General features: G+C 64.9%; 17 protein-coding genes. 7 read left to right on the top strand and 10 right to left on the bottom strand.

The window, feature by feature from the left end:
- Positions 1–25 precede the first annotated feature (25 nt).
- Positions 26–907 carry a LysR family transcriptional regulator gene (locus tag AC1RUR_RS36130; protein WP_492852901.1) on the bottom strand — a complete coding sequence of 294 codons (882 nt, stop codon included), beginning with the start codon at positions 905–907 and terminating at the stop codon, positions 26–28.
- Positions 908–1058: 151 nt separating this feature from the next.
- On the opposite strand from AC1RUR_RS36130, the gene AC1RUR_RS36125 reads away from it, so the two are divergent.
- Positions 1059–1712 carry a hydrolase gene (locus tag AC1RUR_RS36125; protein WP_492852941.1) on the top strand — a complete coding sequence of 218 codons (654 nt, stop codon included), beginning with the start codon at positions 1059–1061 and terminating at the stop codon, positions 1710–1712.
- A 120-nt stretch (positions 1713–1832) separates the two neighbouring features.
- Here AC1RUR_RS36125 and AC1RUR_RS36120 read toward each other — a convergent pair whose 3' ends face one another.
- A complete protein-coding gene (locus AC1RUR_RS36120; protein WP_492852900.1) occupies positions 1833–2330 on the bottom strand; it encodes a peptide deformylase in 498 nt (165 codons plus the stop codon).
- A 76-nt stretch (positions 2331–2406) separates the two neighbouring features.
- Here AC1RUR_RS36120 and AC1RUR_RS36115 point away from each other — a divergent pair, with 76 nt between their 5' ends.
- The 5 genes from AC1RUR_RS36115 to AC1RUR_RS36095 all read left to right on the top strand — a co-directional run bounded on the left by AC1RUR_RS36115 (position 2407) and on the right by AC1RUR_RS36095 (position 7829).
- The gene (locus AC1RUR_RS36115) at positions 2407–2991 is read left to right on the top strand and encodes a TetR/AcrR family transcriptional regulator (protein ID WP_492852899.1); all 585 of its coding nucleotides are present in this window, start codon (positions 2407–2409) and stop codon (positions 2989–2991) included.
- 95 nt (positions 2992–3086) lie between these two features.
- Complete coding sequence (locus AC1RUR_RS36110; protein WP_492852898.1) at positions 3087–3674, top strand: DUF308 domain-containing protein; 588 nt, start codon at positions 3087–3089, stop codon at positions 3672–3674.
- 269 nt (positions 3675–3943) lie between these two features.
- Entirely contained in the window at positions 3944–5368 is a 1425-nt protein-coding gene (locus AC1RUR_RS36105) for an amidase (protein WP_492852897.1), read from the top strand.
- A gap of 107 nt (positions 5369–5475) precedes the next feature.
- On the top strand, positions 5476–6492 hold the full coding sequence (locus AC1RUR_RS36100; RefSeq protein ID WP_492852896.1) for an alpha/beta hydrolase: 1017 nt from the start codon (positions 5476–5478) through the stop codon (positions 6490–6492).
- Between the two features lie 116 nt (positions 6493–6608).
- The gene (locus AC1RUR_RS36095; protein ID WP_492852895.1) at positions 6609–7829 is read left to right on the top strand and encodes an MFS transporter; all 1221 of its coding nucleotides are present in this window, start codon (positions 6609–6611) and stop codon (positions 7827–7829) included.
- A 5-nt stretch (positions 7830–7834) separates the two neighbouring features.
- Here the strand turns inward: AC1RUR_RS36095 and AC1RUR_RS36090 are convergent, their stop codons facing one another.
- From AC1RUR_RS36090 to AC1RUR_RS36080, 3 genes are all read right to left on the bottom strand, one after another.
- A complete protein-coding gene (locus AC1RUR_RS36090) occupies positions 7835–8713 on the bottom strand; it encodes a bifunctional helix-turn-helix transcriptional regulator/GNAT family N-acetyltransferase (RefSeq protein WP_492852894.1) in 879 nt (292 codons plus the stop codon).
- Between the two features lie 50 nt (positions 8714–8763).
- A complete protein-coding gene (locus AC1RUR_RS36085) occupies positions 8764–9180 on the bottom strand; it encodes a cupin domain-containing protein (RefSeq protein ID WP_492852893.1) in 417 nt (138 codons plus the stop codon).
- Between the two features lie 79 nt (positions 9181–9259).
- The gene (locus AC1RUR_RS36080; protein ID WP_492852892.1) at positions 9260–9661 is read right to left on the bottom strand and encodes an Ohr family peroxiredoxin; all 402 of its coding nucleotides are present in this window, start codon (positions 9659–9661) and stop codon (positions 9260–9262) included.
- Positions 9662–9810: 149 nt separating this feature from the next.
- Between AC1RUR_RS36080 and AC1RUR_RS36075 the strand changes: the two genes are divergently transcribed.
- Positions 9811–10269: a MarR family winged helix-turn-helix transcriptional regulator gene (locus AC1RUR_RS36075; RefSeq protein WP_492852891.1), complete on the top strand. Its 459-nt coding sequence runs from the start codon at positions 9811–9813 to the stop codon at positions 10267–10269.
- 35 nt (positions 10270–10304) lie between these two features.
- On the opposite strand, the gene AC1RUR_RS36070 is transcribed toward AC1RUR_RS36075, so the two are convergent.
- The 5 genes from AC1RUR_RS36070 to AC1RUR_RS36050 are packed head-to-tail and all read right to left on the bottom strand — an operon-like array spanning position 10305 to position 13907.
- Positions 10305–11042, bottom strand: a complete 738-nt coding sequence (locus tag AC1RUR_RS36070; RefSeq protein WP_492852940.1) for an amino acid ABC transporter ATP-binding protein — start codon at positions 11040–11042, stop codon at positions 10305–10307.
- Positions 11026–11679, bottom strand: coding sequence for an amino acid ABC transporter permease (locus AC1RUR_RS36065; protein ID WP_492852890.1), 654 nt, complete (start codon positions 11677–11679; stop codon positions 11026–11028). The genes AC1RUR_RS36070 and AC1RUR_RS36065 overlap by 17 nt, the downstream gene beginning before the upstream one ends.
- 4 nt (positions 11680–11683) lie before the next feature.
- Complete coding sequence (locus AC1RUR_RS36060) at positions 11684–12301, bottom strand: amino acid ABC transporter permease (protein ID WP_492852939.1); 618 nt, start codon at positions 12299–12301, stop codon at positions 11684–11686.
- 50 nt (positions 12302–12351) lie between these two features.
- The gene (locus tag AC1RUR_RS36055) at positions 12352–13146 is read right to left on the bottom strand and encodes a transporter substrate-binding domain-containing protein (protein ID WP_492852889.1); all 795 of its coding nucleotides are present in this window, start codon (positions 13144–13146) and stop codon (positions 12352–12354) included.
- Positions 13146–13907, bottom strand: a complete 762-nt coding sequence (locus AC1RUR_RS36050) for a GntR family transcriptional regulator (protein WP_492852888.1) — start codon at positions 13905–13907, stop codon at positions 13146–13148. The genes AC1RUR_RS36055 and AC1RUR_RS36050 overlap by 1 nt, the downstream gene beginning before the upstream one ends.
- Positions 13908–13980 lie beyond the last annotated feature (73 nt).

The following is a 13980-nucleotide window of genomic DNA, read 5'->3' as shown; positions in this document are numbered from 1 at the left end:
GGTGGACCACGCCAGCGGGGGAAGCTCACGCAGGGTGCGGAGCCGGTTCGCAATACTCGATCAGCAATTCGGTGAGGACACGTATCTTCCGTGCGGGATGCTGACCCGGCGGGCGGATCACATATGCACCCGCCGGAGGCGGGGGATAATTTGTCATGACCGGCACGAGCGCTCCGGAGGTTACATATTCGTGGGTGAGGCTGTCGGGAAGATAGGCGATCCCGAGGCCTGCTGTTGCGGCGGCGAGCAGAGCCGCGCCGTTGTCGGCCTTGAACCGCCCCTGCGGACGAACCGTGATGATCTTGTCGCCATCCATGAGCTGCCAAGCTTCGGTGCTCTGCATGAGGGCCTCATGGGCGACGAGTTCCTCCGGCGTCCCGGGCGACCCACGCGCCTTGATGTAGTCCGGGCTCGCGACAAGCTTCCCGTGGATCGGTCCGATGCGTCTTGCGATCAAGTTGGAGTCCTGGAGATAGCCAACCCGTATCGCACAATCATAACCCTCCGTGATGAGATCGACGAAGCGATCGCTGTAGCAGGTGTGGATCTGGAGCTGGGGGTGGCGTCGGGCCATTTCCGCGAAGATGGGAGCGAAGTGAGTCGGGCCGATCGAAAGCGGCACTGCAACCCGCAGGCGGCCGCGAAGGTCACCGGCAGGTAGGATCGCTTCCCTGGCCATGTCGATCTCGGCGCGGACTCTGGCTGCATGGTCTCGGAACGTGACGCCGGCTTCCGTGAGAGCAGCCCCGCGGGTCGTTCGTGCAAGGAGCTGGACGCCGAGTTCCGCTTCAAGCCGGAACAGCCGACGACTGACGATCGACTTGGAGACGCCGAGCCGGAGCGCCGCGGACGAAATCCCGCCGGCGTCGGCAACTTCGACGAATGTCCGGATCTCTTCAATATCCAATTCAACGTTCCTCATTTTGCGACACAGCGTGCCACGAAGCGACGCTACCGCATCGCATTTGGGAACGCCAATGTCCGTCCGAGGCAACGTCGTCGCAGGCGTATGTCTCCGAAAACCAGTGCCGCTCACAACGGCAGCAAAGGATGCAACAATGACTTTCCGTAACGGCCTTGCTTCGCTGCTTCGCCCCGAAGACTCTGTCCTCGTTCTGATCGACCACCAGCCGTACCAGCTCGCGAACGTGAACAGCCACGAACCGCAGATGGTGATCAACAATGCGACGGGCCTCGCGAAGGCCGCCAAGGCCTTCGGGGTCCCCACGATCCTGACCACCGTGATCGCTGAGCGGGGTGGTCTCCTCTTCCCTCAGATCACGGATGTATTCCCTGGCCAGAAAGTGATCGACCGGACGCTCATCAACACCTGGCAGGATCAGAAGGTGGTGAATGCAGTCAAGGCGACAGGCCGCAAGCAGCTGATCATCGCGGGCCTGTGGACCGAGGTCTGCGTTGCGATGCCGACGATTCAGGCCCTCGGCGAAGGCTGGGATGTCACCGTCATCACCGATGCCTCGGGCGCCGTTTCGGTCGAGGCCCACGAGATCGCAATCCAGCGCATGATCGCTGCGGGCGCGAACATGATGACCTGGCTGGCGCTGGCGGCCGAATGGCAGCGCGACTGGGCCAGGACCGATCAAGCTGTCGCGCTGACGGAGGTGATCACGCAGCACGCCGGCGGCAGCGGCATCGCGTATCTGTGGGAGCAGCAGCTGCTCAACACGCCTGTCCCAGGCAACGCCGGATGATCTGAACGGGTGCGTAGGGTGGATTTGCCCGCGGCTGCGCGAAAGCAGGCCGTTGGCGTCGTTTGTCATCTCTCCCGTCGCGCCGGGGGATGGCGGATTACGGGTCGCCAATCCACCCTACTAATCTCGCGACATCTTCTCATACTTCTTCGCCAGTCGATCCCGCTTCAGCCGGGACAGCCGCTGGATCCAGAACATCCCGTCGAGCTGATCGATCTCGTGCTGGTGGCAGACTGCGCGCAAGGCTTCCGACTCCTCGGTCTGCACGGTGCCGTCGAGATCCCGATAGCTGATCCGCACGCGGGCGTGGCGCTGAACCTCGTCGTTGACGCCGGGCATCGAGACGCTGCCCTCGCGGTGCATGATCATCTCGGGCGAGGCCCATGTGATCTCCGGATTGACGTAGGTCCGCGCGCCGTCCTTCGGGTCGAGCTCGAGCACGACGACGCGCAGGGGCACGCCGATATGTGGCGCCGTGATGCCGATGCCGGGGGCGGCACGCATCGTGTCCAGCAGGTCCGTTGCAAGCTCGCGGAGGGCGTCGTCGAATGCGGTCACGGGACGGGCCGGCATCGCGAGGCGGCGGTCGGGGTAACGGATGATCGGACGGATGGCCATGCAGCCTCCTACCACTCACGGATGGTTGAAGCATCCCGTTCTTGACGCCCTACCAACTGGAAGGTAGCTAAGCGGCATGCCCAACGTTTCCTCGACCGCCGACGACATCCTGGCCTGCGCCCGCAGCTTGATCATTGCGGGCGGCTACAACGGCTTCAGCTACGCCGACGTCGCCGAAATCGTCGGCATCCGCAAGCCGAGCATTCACCACCATTTCGCCAGCAAGGTCGATCTGGTCCGAACTCTCGTGTCGCGGTATCGCGAGGAAGCGGAGGCGGGGCTGGCGGCGCTCGAGCGCAATGTCCCTGATCCGCGCGACCAGCTCAAAAGCTATGTCGGATACTGGGAGGCGTGCATCTCCGATGCGACGGCTCCGTTCTGTGTCTGCGCGTTGCTGGCCAGCGAGCTTCCGATCCTGCCGGAGGAGGTGGCGCTCGAGGTCCGCGCGCATTTTCGCGCGCTGGCGTCGTGGCTGAATTCGGTGATGGAGCGCGGCAAGCGGAAAGGGCGGCTGAAACTCTCCGGCACGGCCCGGGTCGAGGCTGAAGGATTCATGGCGACTGTTCACGGTGCGATGCTGTCGGCGCGCGCCTATGGCGATCCAAAAATGTTCGGTGTGATCACCGCCCCGATGCTGGATCGGCTGTCCGCCAAGCACTGAGAGATATCGGCGAGACGACAACGACACGCCCGGAGGCGGGCGAGGGTGATTTGTTACGTCGAAAACTACCAACTAGTAGGTAAGGAGAAGATGCAGTGGCACATGATCAATTGAATTTCGTTCGAGCCGATCGCGAGCGATGGCTGAAGCAATACTATTTCACCCGGGCGGCGTTCTCCGTTGCCTGGGTCGTTGCCGCGTTGGCTGTCGGCCAATCATCCGCGATCGCCGGCGCCTTGCTCGTGCTCTATCCCGCGTGGGATGCCGCGGCGAATGTCGTGGACGCGCTTCGCAGCGGCGGGGTGAAACGAAATCCGACCCAGTCGTTCAACGTCGTGGTCAGCCTGGCGACCACCGTCGCGGTCCTCATCGCGCTGCAGATGAGCATGAACCTCGTGCTCGCCGTGTTCGGAGCCTGGGCGATCCTGTCAGGATTGCTTCAGCTGGGAACGGCAATCCGGCGCTGGAGGAGCTTTGGTGCGCAATGGGCCATGGTGCTGAGCGGTGGCCAGTCGGCCCTGGCCGGCGGCTTCTTCATCTTTCAGGCGTCGACGCCCACGGTGCCGTCGATCGCGACCGTCACAGGCTATGCGGCGGTCGGCGCGGTCTACTTCCTGGTCTCGGCGATCTGGCTCGCCGTCAGCGAATGGCGCCAGCGCGCCGGGCGAGCTCAATTGGGCTGATGCGATGGTGACAATGGGAGGATGACATCATGCCGGTGTTTTGCCCGACGTGTCAAATCGCGGCTCGGAATCGCAAGCCACCGGCACGGCCAGCCGCTCGCATCGTAAGTCATTGATCCCGCTTGGGCCGTCTACTGTGCATGGGGTTGTTTTCGCGCTTCTTGTTGGCAGGTCGCGTTTGATCGATAGTTGGTCTATGACCTGCAGGCGATGATCCAAAGCGCGCGCAGGCTTCCCCTCGCGCCAGAACATGCGCCGAAGCATGCCTCATGTCTGATGATCTGAACTGGCTTTCTGCCCGTGAGTTGGCCCGGCGCTTCGCCGGCGGCGAGCTGTCGCCGGTCGATGTGCTCGACGCGACCCTGGCGCGGCTGCACGCGGTCGATCCCGTCCTGAATGCGGTGTGTCTGCTGGACGAGCCGCAGGGGCGGCGTCTGGCGGCGGAGTCCAGGGATCGCTGGCGTCGCGGAACGCCGCTCGGGCCGCTCGACGGCGTGCCCGTTGCGATCAAGGATACCGCGCAGGTCACGGGATGGCCGATGCGGATCGGCTCCCACGCCACTGCGGCCGCGCCGAGCACGCAGGATACGCCCGGCGTGGCCCGGCTGCGCGAGGCCGGGGCCGTGTTCTTCTGCAAGACGACGACCCCCGAATTCGGCTGGAAGGGCATCACCCATGGCCCGCTGACCGGCATCACCCGCAATCCCTGGGATGTTTCCCGCACGCCCGGCGGCTCCAGCGGCGGCTCGGCCGCGCTGGTGGCGGCCGGAGTGGTGCCTCTCGCCACCGGAGGCGACGGCGGCGGCTCCATCCGCATCCCGGCGGCGTTCAGCGGCGTGTTCGGATTGAAGCCGAGCTACGGCGTGGTGCCGAACCTCCCCGGCGTCATGGGAACCCTCGCGGTCTATGGCGGCCTGTCGCGCGATGTCGCCGACAGCGCGCTGCTCCTGAACGTGCTCACGCGCCCGGACCCGCGCGACTCCTTTGCCATTCCCCATCGCGGCATCGATTATCTCGATGGACTCGACCGCGGCGTCGCTGGCCTGCGGATCGCATGGTCGCCCGATCTCGGCTTTCCGGTCGCCGACCCCGCCGTGGTGGCCGGCATGCGGCCGGCGCTCGACGCGCTGGAGAAGGCCGGCGCCGATGTGCGAAATGTTGCGCTCGATCTGTCCGGCGCGAAGCCAGCGCTGGAAGCGATCTGGGGCGCCTCGCACGCCGCGCTGGTGCGCGATTTCAGCGGTGCGCAACTGGCGGCGCTCGATCCCGGCCTGCTGCGGTTGATCATCGCGGCCCAGGATCTGTCCGCGAGCGAACTGCAAGTCGCTTATGTCGAGATGCGCGCGCTGAGCCAGCAGATGCAGGCGTTTCACGGGGATTACGATCTGCTGCTGACGCCGACCGTTCCCATCACCGCTTTCGCGGCCGGCATCGATACGCCCGATGCTGCGCGCTTCCCGCAATGGTTCGACTGGACGCCGCTGACATGGCCGTTCAACCTGACGCGCCAGCCCGCCGCCTCGGTGCCCTGCGGATTTGTCGAGGGGCTGCCGATCGGCTTGCAGATCGTGGGGCCGATGTTCGCCGAGGAGACTATTCTGCGCGCGAGCCGGTGCGTCGAGCAGGCCTGCGCCACCGCTGCGCGACCAGGCCTCGCCGATGGCGCCGCGCGGACGTCTCTTCAAGGACGATGATCCGGTCGATCGGCGTGCCTCGGCGTCAGCGCGAGGCGGGAATTGCCCCGCATCGGCGCATGGCCTAACAATGCTCCCAACAAGAAGCATCCGGGAGGACCAACTTCATGCGCGGAATCGCGATCGCAGTGGCGGCAACCCTTGCAGCGGCAACGCCGGCCGCGGCCGACTATCTGGTCAAGGAGGTCGGCAGCTTCCACATCGGCGGGCGCACCGAGACGCTGAACGGGCTGCCCTCGAAGGAGATCGTGTTCTCGCCGGGCGCGCCGCCGATCAGGGTCGACCCGAACGGCGAGTTCGAGGTCGAGCAGATGTATGTCCAGTTCGTCAAGCAGGCTCAGCCAACGTCGAAACTGCCGCTGCTGCTCTGGCATGGCGGCGGCCTGTCCGGCGTCACCTGGGAGACCAAGCCCGACGGCAAGCCGGGCTGGCAGCAGTTCTTCCTCAATGCCGGCTATGACGTCTACGTCTCCGATGCGGTCGAGCGCGGCCGCGCCTCGTGGGCGCGCTACCCTGAAATCTTCAAGAGCGAGCCGTTCTTCCGGCCGAAGAAGGAGGCCTGGGAGCTGTTCCGGATCGGACCTGCTTACGAGGTCGGCGGCAAGCGCGAGGCGTTCGAGGGCGAGCAATTTCCGATCGAGGCGTTCGACCAGTTCGCCAAGCAGGGCATTCCGCGCTGGGCGACGAACGACGCCGCCACGCAAAAAGCCTATGACGCCCTGGTGCAGAAGGTTTGCCCGTGCATCATCCTGGTGCACAGCCAGGGCGGCAATTTCGGCTTCACCGCGGCGCTGAATGCGCCCGACAAGGTGAAGGCGCTGATCGCCATCGAACCGTCGGGCGCGCCTGATCCCGCCAAGGTCGATGCCGCAAAGCTCAAGGGCGTACCGCATCTGATTGTGTGGGGCGATTTCCTCGACAAGGTCCCGGTGTGGTCCAAGCTGGTGGTCAATCCGACCAGATGGGGGCAGGCGGTTGCGGCCGCCGGCGGCAAGGTCGATACGTTTGAGCTGCCCAAGATGGGGATCAAGGGCAACACCCACATGATGATGATGGACCGCAACTCCGACGACATCGCCAAGCTGGTCAACGACTGGATCGGGAAGCAGGGACTGGCGAATTAGGGGGCGGCCTGCGGCAGACCAGGGGTTCCCGCCGGACCAGAAAATTGCGGGAGCGGTGTCGGCTGGCATCGTTCCCGTTCGTCTTCCACACGAGACAGATCTGACGGGAGACCAAAATGACCCAATCCCCCTATCGCTGGGTGATTGTCGCCGCCGGCGGCCTGCTTGGCTGCGTCGCGATCGGCGGCATGTTTTCGCTGCCGGTGTTCCTGCAGCCGATTACCAAGGACACCGGCTGGTCGGTGACCGGCATCTCCAGCGCCATGACCATCGGCTTCCTGGCGATGGCCTTCACCAGCATGGCCTGGGGCACGGCGACGGACCGGTTCGGGCCGCGGCCGGTCGTCCTGACGGGCTCGACAGTGCTGGCGCTCAGCCTGTTCGCGGCGAGCCATGCGACCTCGCTGATCGTGTTCCAGTTCGTGTTCGGCCTGCTGACTGGCGCCTCCTGCGCCGCAATCTTCGCGCCGATGATGGCGACCGTCACCGGCTGGTTCGACACTCATCGCAGCCTTGCCGTGTCGCTGGTGTCGGCCGGCATGGGCGTGGCGCCGATGACGATGTCGCCGCTCGCGGCCTGGCTCGTCTCCGGCCATGACTGGCGCACCTCGATGCAGATCATCGCGCTGGTGGTCGGCGCCATCATGATTCCGGTCTCGTTCCTCGTGCGTCGTCCGCCCGCGCTCGCAAACGCGGTGGCTGCACCAACGGGCGAGGGGGCCGCGCAGAGCGAGATGTCGATGGGGGAGGCGCTGCGCTCGCCGCAATTCCTCATCCTGCTCGCGACCAATTTCTTCTGCTGCGCCACCCATTCCGGCCCGATCATCCACACCGTCAGCTATGCCGTGAGCTGTGGCATTCCGCTGGTCGCGGCGGTGACGATCTACAGCATCGAGGGGTTTGCCGGCCTCGGCGGGCGCATCGCCTTCGGCCTGATGGGCGACCGCTTCGGCGCCAAGCGCGTGCTGGTCTCGGGCCTCCTGCTCCAGGCGTTCGGCGCGCTCGCCTACGTCTTCGCGCATCAGCTTGCGACGTTCTACGCGGTCGGCGCGGTGTTCGGCTTCATCTATGCCGGCACCATGCCGCTCTATGCCGTGCTGATCCGCGAAAACTTTCCACTGCGCATGATGGGCACCGTGATCGGTGGCACTGCGATGGCCGGCAGCCTCGGTATGGCGACCGGCCCGCTTGCCGGCGGACTGATCTACGACGCGTTCTCGAGCTACGCCTGGCTCTACATCGCCTCCTGGGCGATGGGCTTGGGGGCCTTCCTGATGGCGATGAATTTTAGGCCGTTCGCCAAGCCGCAAGGCGAGGCGGCAATCGCCGTGGCGTGAGGGGTCTATGACCGGATGCGTTTCTCGAAGAACAGATCCGGATAGGGATCGTTGCTGAAGCGCGGGATCTCGCTCCAGCCCGTGGTGCGGTAGAGCTGGCCGGCTTCCGGCAGTGCGCTGTTGGTGTCGAGCCGCAGCAGCTCGATGCCGAGCCCGCGCGCCGCGTCCTCGGCCGCGTCCATCAGGCGACGGCCGAGCCGCAATCCGCGCGCGGCGGGGGCGACCCACAGCCGCTTGATCTCGGCATAGCCGTGATCCGTTCCCTTCAGTCCCACGCAGCCGATCGGCAGCGTGTCCGACATCGCGACGAGAAAGCTGCCGCGCGGACGGCGCATGTCCTTGGCGTCAGGGTCGCGCGACAGCGAGACGTCAAAGCCCTGCTTGAAGCGGCGGCCGAGCTCGGCATAGTACTCGCCGAGGCAGTAGCGCGCCTCTTCGGATCGCGGGTCCATCTCCTCCAGCGCAACGCGCTCGCGCGTCAATGCAGAGGCGATCAGGTCCATCGCAGCCAGCAGCGCCTCGGCTTGCGAATGCTGGGCGATGAAACCCTCGGCCTGGGCGTTCGACAGCGCCTCATAGGCCGCGAACTCGCGCCGGCCCGTGCGCGTGAGTCTTGCCACGCGGCGGCGCGCATCGTCCCCATGGGTGGTGGTCTTGACCAGCCCATCGTCCTCGAGGCTGCGGAGCAGCCGGCTCATCAGCCCGGAATCGAGCCCGAGATAGTCGCGGATCTCGGCGACGTCCGAACGTCCGTGCCCGATCGCGTTGAGCACGCGCGCCGCGCCGAGCGGCCGGCCGCGTCCGAGAAACGAGGTGTCGAGCGCGCCAACGGCTGAGGTGACGGCGCGGTTGAAGCGGCGAACGCGGGAGACGGGGTCGAGCATATATCTGACTTTAGTCAGATATTAGTTCAAGGTCAATCGGAGTGTCGGTTTCACTTCGCCAGCGTCAGCAGCGGCTTGTCCTTGGCGACGATATAGGTCGCAAGCTCGCTCGCGGTCTCGTTGCCGACGTTCTTGGCCGCATGCACCGTGCCGGCCGGAATGAACAGCACGTCGCCCGCCTTCAATGTCACGGGCGGCTTGCCTTCGACGGCGTATTCGATGGCGCCCGTCAGCACGTAGATGACCTCTTCGCCCGGATGGGTGTGCCGGCCGAACGCCACGCCGGGCGCGAGGTCGACGCGCACCTGCACGGCTTCGTGGCCGGGTGTGCTGAGATCGTGGCGCTGGAGGTCGGTGCGTGTGACACTGGCCGGCTGCGCCGCCGCGGCCGGCAGGGTGAACAGGTTTGCGGCGAGCAGGGCGGCGCTCGACAGCACGCGCAGGGTTCGCAAGAGATGATGGCTCATGGTCGGCTCCGTGTGGTCGCTGGATTGATCGCACCGCGCGGGCCCGGCCGACGCCGGCCGGTTCCCGCGTCGTGGCGCTTCAGACGAGAGTGGTGGTCACGTCGATGTTGCCGTGCACCGCCTTGGAGTAGGGGCAGATGCCGTGCGCGGCCTCGATCAGCTCTTGCGCAACCACGCGGTCGACGCCGGGGACGCTGACGTCGAGACGGGCACGCAGGAAGAAGGCGCCGCCGGCGTTGTTCAGGTCGATCGTGGTGTCGACCGACGGCTCGCTCGGCAGCTTGACCTTGCGCTGCGCGGCGGCGAGCCCGAGCGCGCCGAGGTAACAGGCCGACCAGGCGGCGGCGAACAGGTTTTCGGCGGCCGGATGCGGCTGCGCCAGCTTGATGTCCAGCGAGCCGTCGCTGGAGCGCGCAGCACCGTCGGCGCCTGACGTGACGTGGGTCTTGCCGGTGAAGAGAAGTTTTGCAGCGGATGACATGGCGGAGTTCCTTCGGGATCGATTTATATCGTATCCGATCTAATCGGATACGCGCTGAAATAAACCCCGTGCCCGACCTAGTCAAGCTCTTCCGATTTAATCGGATGCGATTTATATCCGTGGCCAGATCACGAATTGCGGAGGTTCCCGTGGCCCGTCCCCCCAAAGCCGCCGGCAAAGGCCGAAAACTGTCGAATTTCCTGTGCTTTGCGATCTATTCGGCCAATCTCGCCTTTGGCCGCGCCTACAAGCCTCTCTTGGACAAGGTCGGTCTGACCTACACCCAGTACATCGCGATGGTTGCGCTCTCGGACGAGGACGAGCTCACCGTCGGCGCGCTCGGCGAGAAGCTGTTCCTGGAATCGAACACGCTGACGCCGATCCTGAAGAAGCTCGAGCAGATGGGTTACATCAAGCGCCACCGGGATCCCGCCGACGAGCGGCAGGTGCGCCTGAGCCTGACGCCTGCGGGGCGCAAGCTGATCGAGCAGGATCTCGGGGGATCGCTGATCGAGGCGACCGGCCTCGGCGACGATTTTCCGGTGGTGCAGCAGACGGTGAGCCGTTTGCGCGACAATCTGCTGCGCGCGACGAAGGCCGACGACTAGCCTATCTGCAAATCGGCGGCCGGTTTGGTTGCGTTTCAATTGTGGAGCGATGACAGGAATTGCCGAAGCTCGGGAGTCCTGGGATTGGCAAAGAGCTCCTCGGGCGGTCCCATCTCATGGACCTTGCCCTGATGCATGAAGATGAGGCGATCGGCGATCTTGCGCGCAAAGCCGATCTCGTGGGTCACCATCATCAGAGTCATGCCCTCCTTGGCGAGGCTTTCGACGACACGCAGGACCTCGCCAACCAGCTCCGGATCGAGCGCGCTGGTGATCTCGTCGCACAGGAGCACGGCCGGTTCCATGGCGAGCGCGCGCGCGATGGCGACGCGCTGTTGCTGGCCGCCCGAAAGGCGGTCGGGCATCGCGTCGAATTTCTCCTCCAGACCGACGCGTGCGAGCAGGGCGCGGGCCTGCTCTTCGCCGTGTCGCGCTGCTCGCTTCTTGACGAGCTTCGGGGCCAACATGATGTTGCGCCCGACGTTTAAATGGGGAAACAGGTTGAAGCTCTGAAAAATCATGCCCACCTGTTGGCGCAGCTCACGCATCGCAGCGGCGCTGTCATGATCGATCTGCTTGTTCTTGATCAGGATCGCGCCGCTGTCGAAGCGCTCCAGCCCGTTGATGCAGCGCAGGAGGGTCGATTTGCCCGAGCCGCTCCTGCCGATGATCGCGATGACCTCTCCAGGCTCCACGTTCAGGTCAACGCCTTTGAGGACCTGCGTTTCCCCAAATGACTTGTAGAGCGCGGCGATCTCAACGATGGGCGGCATGGAGCGTCCTTTCGAGCGCGCGAGCGGTAAGGCTGATCGGATAGCACAAGGCAAAATAGATCAGTGCGACCACGGCATAGACCGTGAAGGGCCGGAAGGTTGCGTTGGTGATCATGCCTCCGGCCTTGGTCAGTTCGACGAAGCCGATGACGGAGGCGAGCGCCGTGCCCTTGATGACCTGGACCAGGAATCCAACGGTTGGGGGAATCGCAATGTTCAGCGCCTGGGGGAGAATGACGTGACGCAGTTGCTCTCCAAAAGTGAGAGCCAGGCTCCGCGCCGCCTCCCATTGGCCACGCGGAACGGAGGCGACGCAGCCGAACCAGATCTCGCTCAGAAAGGCACTCGTATAGGCGGTCAGCGCCAGCGCCGCGGCGGTCCATGCCGAGGTCTGGACGCCAAACAGCGCCAGGCCGAAATAGGCGAGGAAGAGCTGGATCAGGAGCGGCGTGCCCTGGAACAGCTGAATGTAGAAGCCGACGACACGGCGGGCACCGTTCGAAGGCGTCAGGCGGGCAATCAAGAGGGCGAAACCGACCAGGCCTCCGCCGATGAAGGCGATCAGCGACAGGCCCACGGTCCAGCGCGCGGCGAGCAGCAGGTTGCGCACAATATCCCACAGCGTGAATTCAACCATGCCCTCAGTCTCCAAACAGGAAGCGTGGGCCGAGCCAATTGAGCAGTCGCCGCAGAACGATCGACAGAGCGAGATAGATCAGGGCGGCGACGATGAAGGCTTCGAAGGCCCGGAAGTTGCGGCTCTGGATCAAATTGGCGGCAAAGCTCAGCTCCTCGGTGGAGATCTGCCCGCACACCGACGAGCCAAGCATCACGATGATGATCTGGCTGACGAGTGCCGGCCAGATCTTGCGCAGTGCCGGCGGCAGCACGACGTGAAAGAAGGTCTGCATCGGCGACAGCGCCAGGCTTAGTGCCGCCTCGACCTGGCCGCGCGGTGTCGCCTCGATGCCGGCGCGGATGATCTCGGTGGCATAAGCGCCGAGATTGACCACCATCGCGAGGATGGACGCGGCCTCCGGCGACAGTCGGAAGCCTGCCGCCGGCAGGCCGAAGAAGATGAAGAAGAGCTGCACGATGAACGGCGTGTTGCGGAATAGTTCGACATAAGCACCCGTCACGGCCTTCAACCAGGCCGGTCCATGAATGCGCGCCCAGGCGCATCCGACGCCCAGCGCAAGCCCTCCGGTCGCGGAAGCCGCGGTCAATCCAAGCGTCCATGCGACGCCCTTGGCCAGCATGCGCCAGTCGACAAGAATGGACCCGAAATCGAGATCGACCACGGCGCCGTTCACTCCGGCAGGTCGCCGGTGGACCTGCCGAGCCATTTCCGCGAGAGCGCCTCGAGGGCGCCTTCGGCCTTGGCCGCGAGAATGATCTCGTTGAGCTTGGCGCGCAACGCGTCCTCGCCCTTGCCGACGCCGATGAAGTTCGGGCTGTCCTTGAGCAGGAATTTGTATTCGGCGCCGAGTTGCGGGTTCTTGGTGATCATCGCCGCTGCGACTTGCGCGCTGGTCGCGACCGTCTGGGTCTGGCCGGCGACGAAGGCGGAGATGGTGGCGTTGTTGTCCTCGAACCTTCGGATCTCGGCCGTCGGTGGCGCGACCTTGGTCAGTTCTGTATCGTCCACCGAGCCGCGTGTCACGGCGATCGATTTTCCGGCCAGCGCGTCCGGCGTCTTCAGCTCCATCGTCTTGGGCGCGAACACGCCGATGAAGAACGGCGAATAGGCGACGGTGAAGTCGATGACCTTCTCGCGATCCGGATTCTTGCCAAGCGTCGAGATGACGAGATCGGCCTTTTTGGTCTGAAGATAGGGAATGCGGTTGGCGGTCGTGACCGGGATCAGCTCCACAGTTGCGCCGAGCTTTCCGGCGATCAGTCGCGCCATGTCGATATCGAGACCCTGCGGCTGCATGTCGGAACCGACGAAGCCGTAAGGAGGGAAGTCCGTGGGAATGGCAATCCGGACCGCCTTGCTGCGGACGATGCCGTCGAGCGCCGTCTGCCCCGAGGCCTCCACGGCGGCAAAGACCGAGAGTATGGCGGCGAAACCGATCGAAAAACCACGCCTTGAAACCCGCATCACGATTTCTCCTTGCTGACTGAACGCGACCTGGCGGTACGGCGATTGGATCGCGTTCCGCTGTTCGATCTTGTATGCAAGTGTTGTTCCACAAGATCGATCGGCGACAGGGCCTGGCGCAGCATCGCCAGCGGATCGCTGCCGGAGGCGAGGCGAAGCTTCTGCTTCCAGGTCCGCAGATGCGCGCCCATGCGCCGTTCCGCGAGCGGGATGTCCTTGGCTTCCAGCGCGGCGACGATCCCGACATGCTCGTCGTAGGAGCGCCTGGCTTCGCCTTGCGTCTGATGGTGCGCGGCGATCAGCGCCGTGCGAACGGTGAGATCGCGCAAAGTCTGGGCAAGAAGCTCATTGCCGAGGCAGCGGGCAAGGCAGACATGGAAATCGCCGAGGATGAAGCTTCGTAAGCCGACGTCGGAGCCTTTAATAGCCTGCGATTGGCGCCGCAAATGATCCCGCAGCAGGCGCAGCTGCGCAGTGTCCAGCGGGCCGGCGCCACGCAACAGCCCGGTCTCGATCACGAGGCGCGCCGCGAACGCTTCGGCGGCCTGTTTTTCACTGGGCTCCAGCAGGTACCATCCGCGGCGGGCGCTGACCGACACGAGGCCGCGCGTTTCGAGCCGCACCAGCGCCTCGCGGACGATGGTGCGGCTGCAGCCGAACAATTCGGCCAGTTGCTGCTCGCCGAGGCGGCTTCCCGGCTCCAGCTTCTTCGCCAGGATGGCGTCCAGCAGGCGATCGCTGATCTGCAGGGCAGTGGTCATCGCAAGTCCCCAATGAGGGCGTGTTACAGTCATACTTGTATACAAGATTTGGCCGACATGCTATCGCCCGGGT

The sequence above is a fragment of the Bradyrhizobium sp. GW821-FHT12B03 genome, assembly GCF_058807535.1.
This window is presented reverse-complemented; position numbering and strand designations above follow the sequence as displayed.

Coding starts and splice junctions, on each gene's coding strand:
- AC1RUR_RS36125 (WP_492852941.1), top strand. CDS start 1,059: ATGACTTTCCGTAACGGCCTTGCTTCGCTGCTTCGCCCCGAAGACTCT.
- AC1RUR_RS36120 (WP_492852900.1), bottom strand. CDS start 2,330: ATGGCCATCCGTCCGATCATCCGTTACCCCGACCGCCGCCTCGCGATG.
- AC1RUR_RS36115 (WP_492852899.1), top strand. CDS start 2,407: ATGCCCAACGTTTCCTCGACCGCCGACGACATCCTGGCCTGCGCCCGC.
- AC1RUR_RS36105 (WP_492852897.1), top strand. CDS start 3,944: ATGTCTGATGATCTGAACTGGCTTTCTGCCCGTGAGTTGGCCCGGCGC.
- AC1RUR_RS36100 (WP_492852896.1), top strand. CDS start 5,476: ATGCGCGGAATCGCGATCGCAGTGGCGGCAACCCTTGCAGCGGCAACG.
- AC1RUR_RS36095 (WP_492852895.1), top strand. CDS start 6,609: ATGACCCAATCCCCCTATCGCTGGGTGATTGTCGCCGCCGGCGGCCTG.
- AC1RUR_RS36090 (WP_492852894.1), bottom strand. CDS start 8,713: ATGCTCGACCCCGTCTCCCGCGTTCGCCGCTTCAACCGCGCCGTCACC.
- AC1RUR_RS36085 (WP_492852893.1), bottom strand. CDS start 9,180: ATGAGCCATCATCTCTTGCGAACCCTGCGCGTGCTGTCGAGCGCCGCC.
- AC1RUR_RS36080 (WP_492852892.1), bottom strand. CDS start 9,661: ATGTCATCCGCTGCAAAACTTCTCTTCACCGGCAAGACCCACGTCACG.
- AC1RUR_RS36070 (WP_492852940.1), bottom strand. CDS start 11,042: ATGCCGCCCATCGTTGAGATCGCCGCGCTCTACAAGTCATTTGGGGAA.
- AC1RUR_RS36065 (WP_492852890.1), bottom strand. CDS start 11,679: ATGGTTGAATTCACGCTGTGGGATATTGTGCGCAACCTGCTGCTCGCC.
- AC1RUR_RS36060 (WP_492852939.1), bottom strand. CDS start 12,301: ATGCTGGCCAAGGGCGTCGCATGGACGCTTGGATTGACCGCGGCTTCC.
- AC1RUR_RS36055 (WP_492852889.1), bottom strand. CDS start 13,146: ATGCGGGTTTCAAGGCGTGGTTTTTCGATCGGTTTCGCCGCCATACTC.
- AC1RUR_RS36050 (WP_492852888.1), bottom strand. CDS start 13,907: ATGACCACTGCCCTGCAGATCAGCGATCGCCTGCTGGACGCCATCCTG.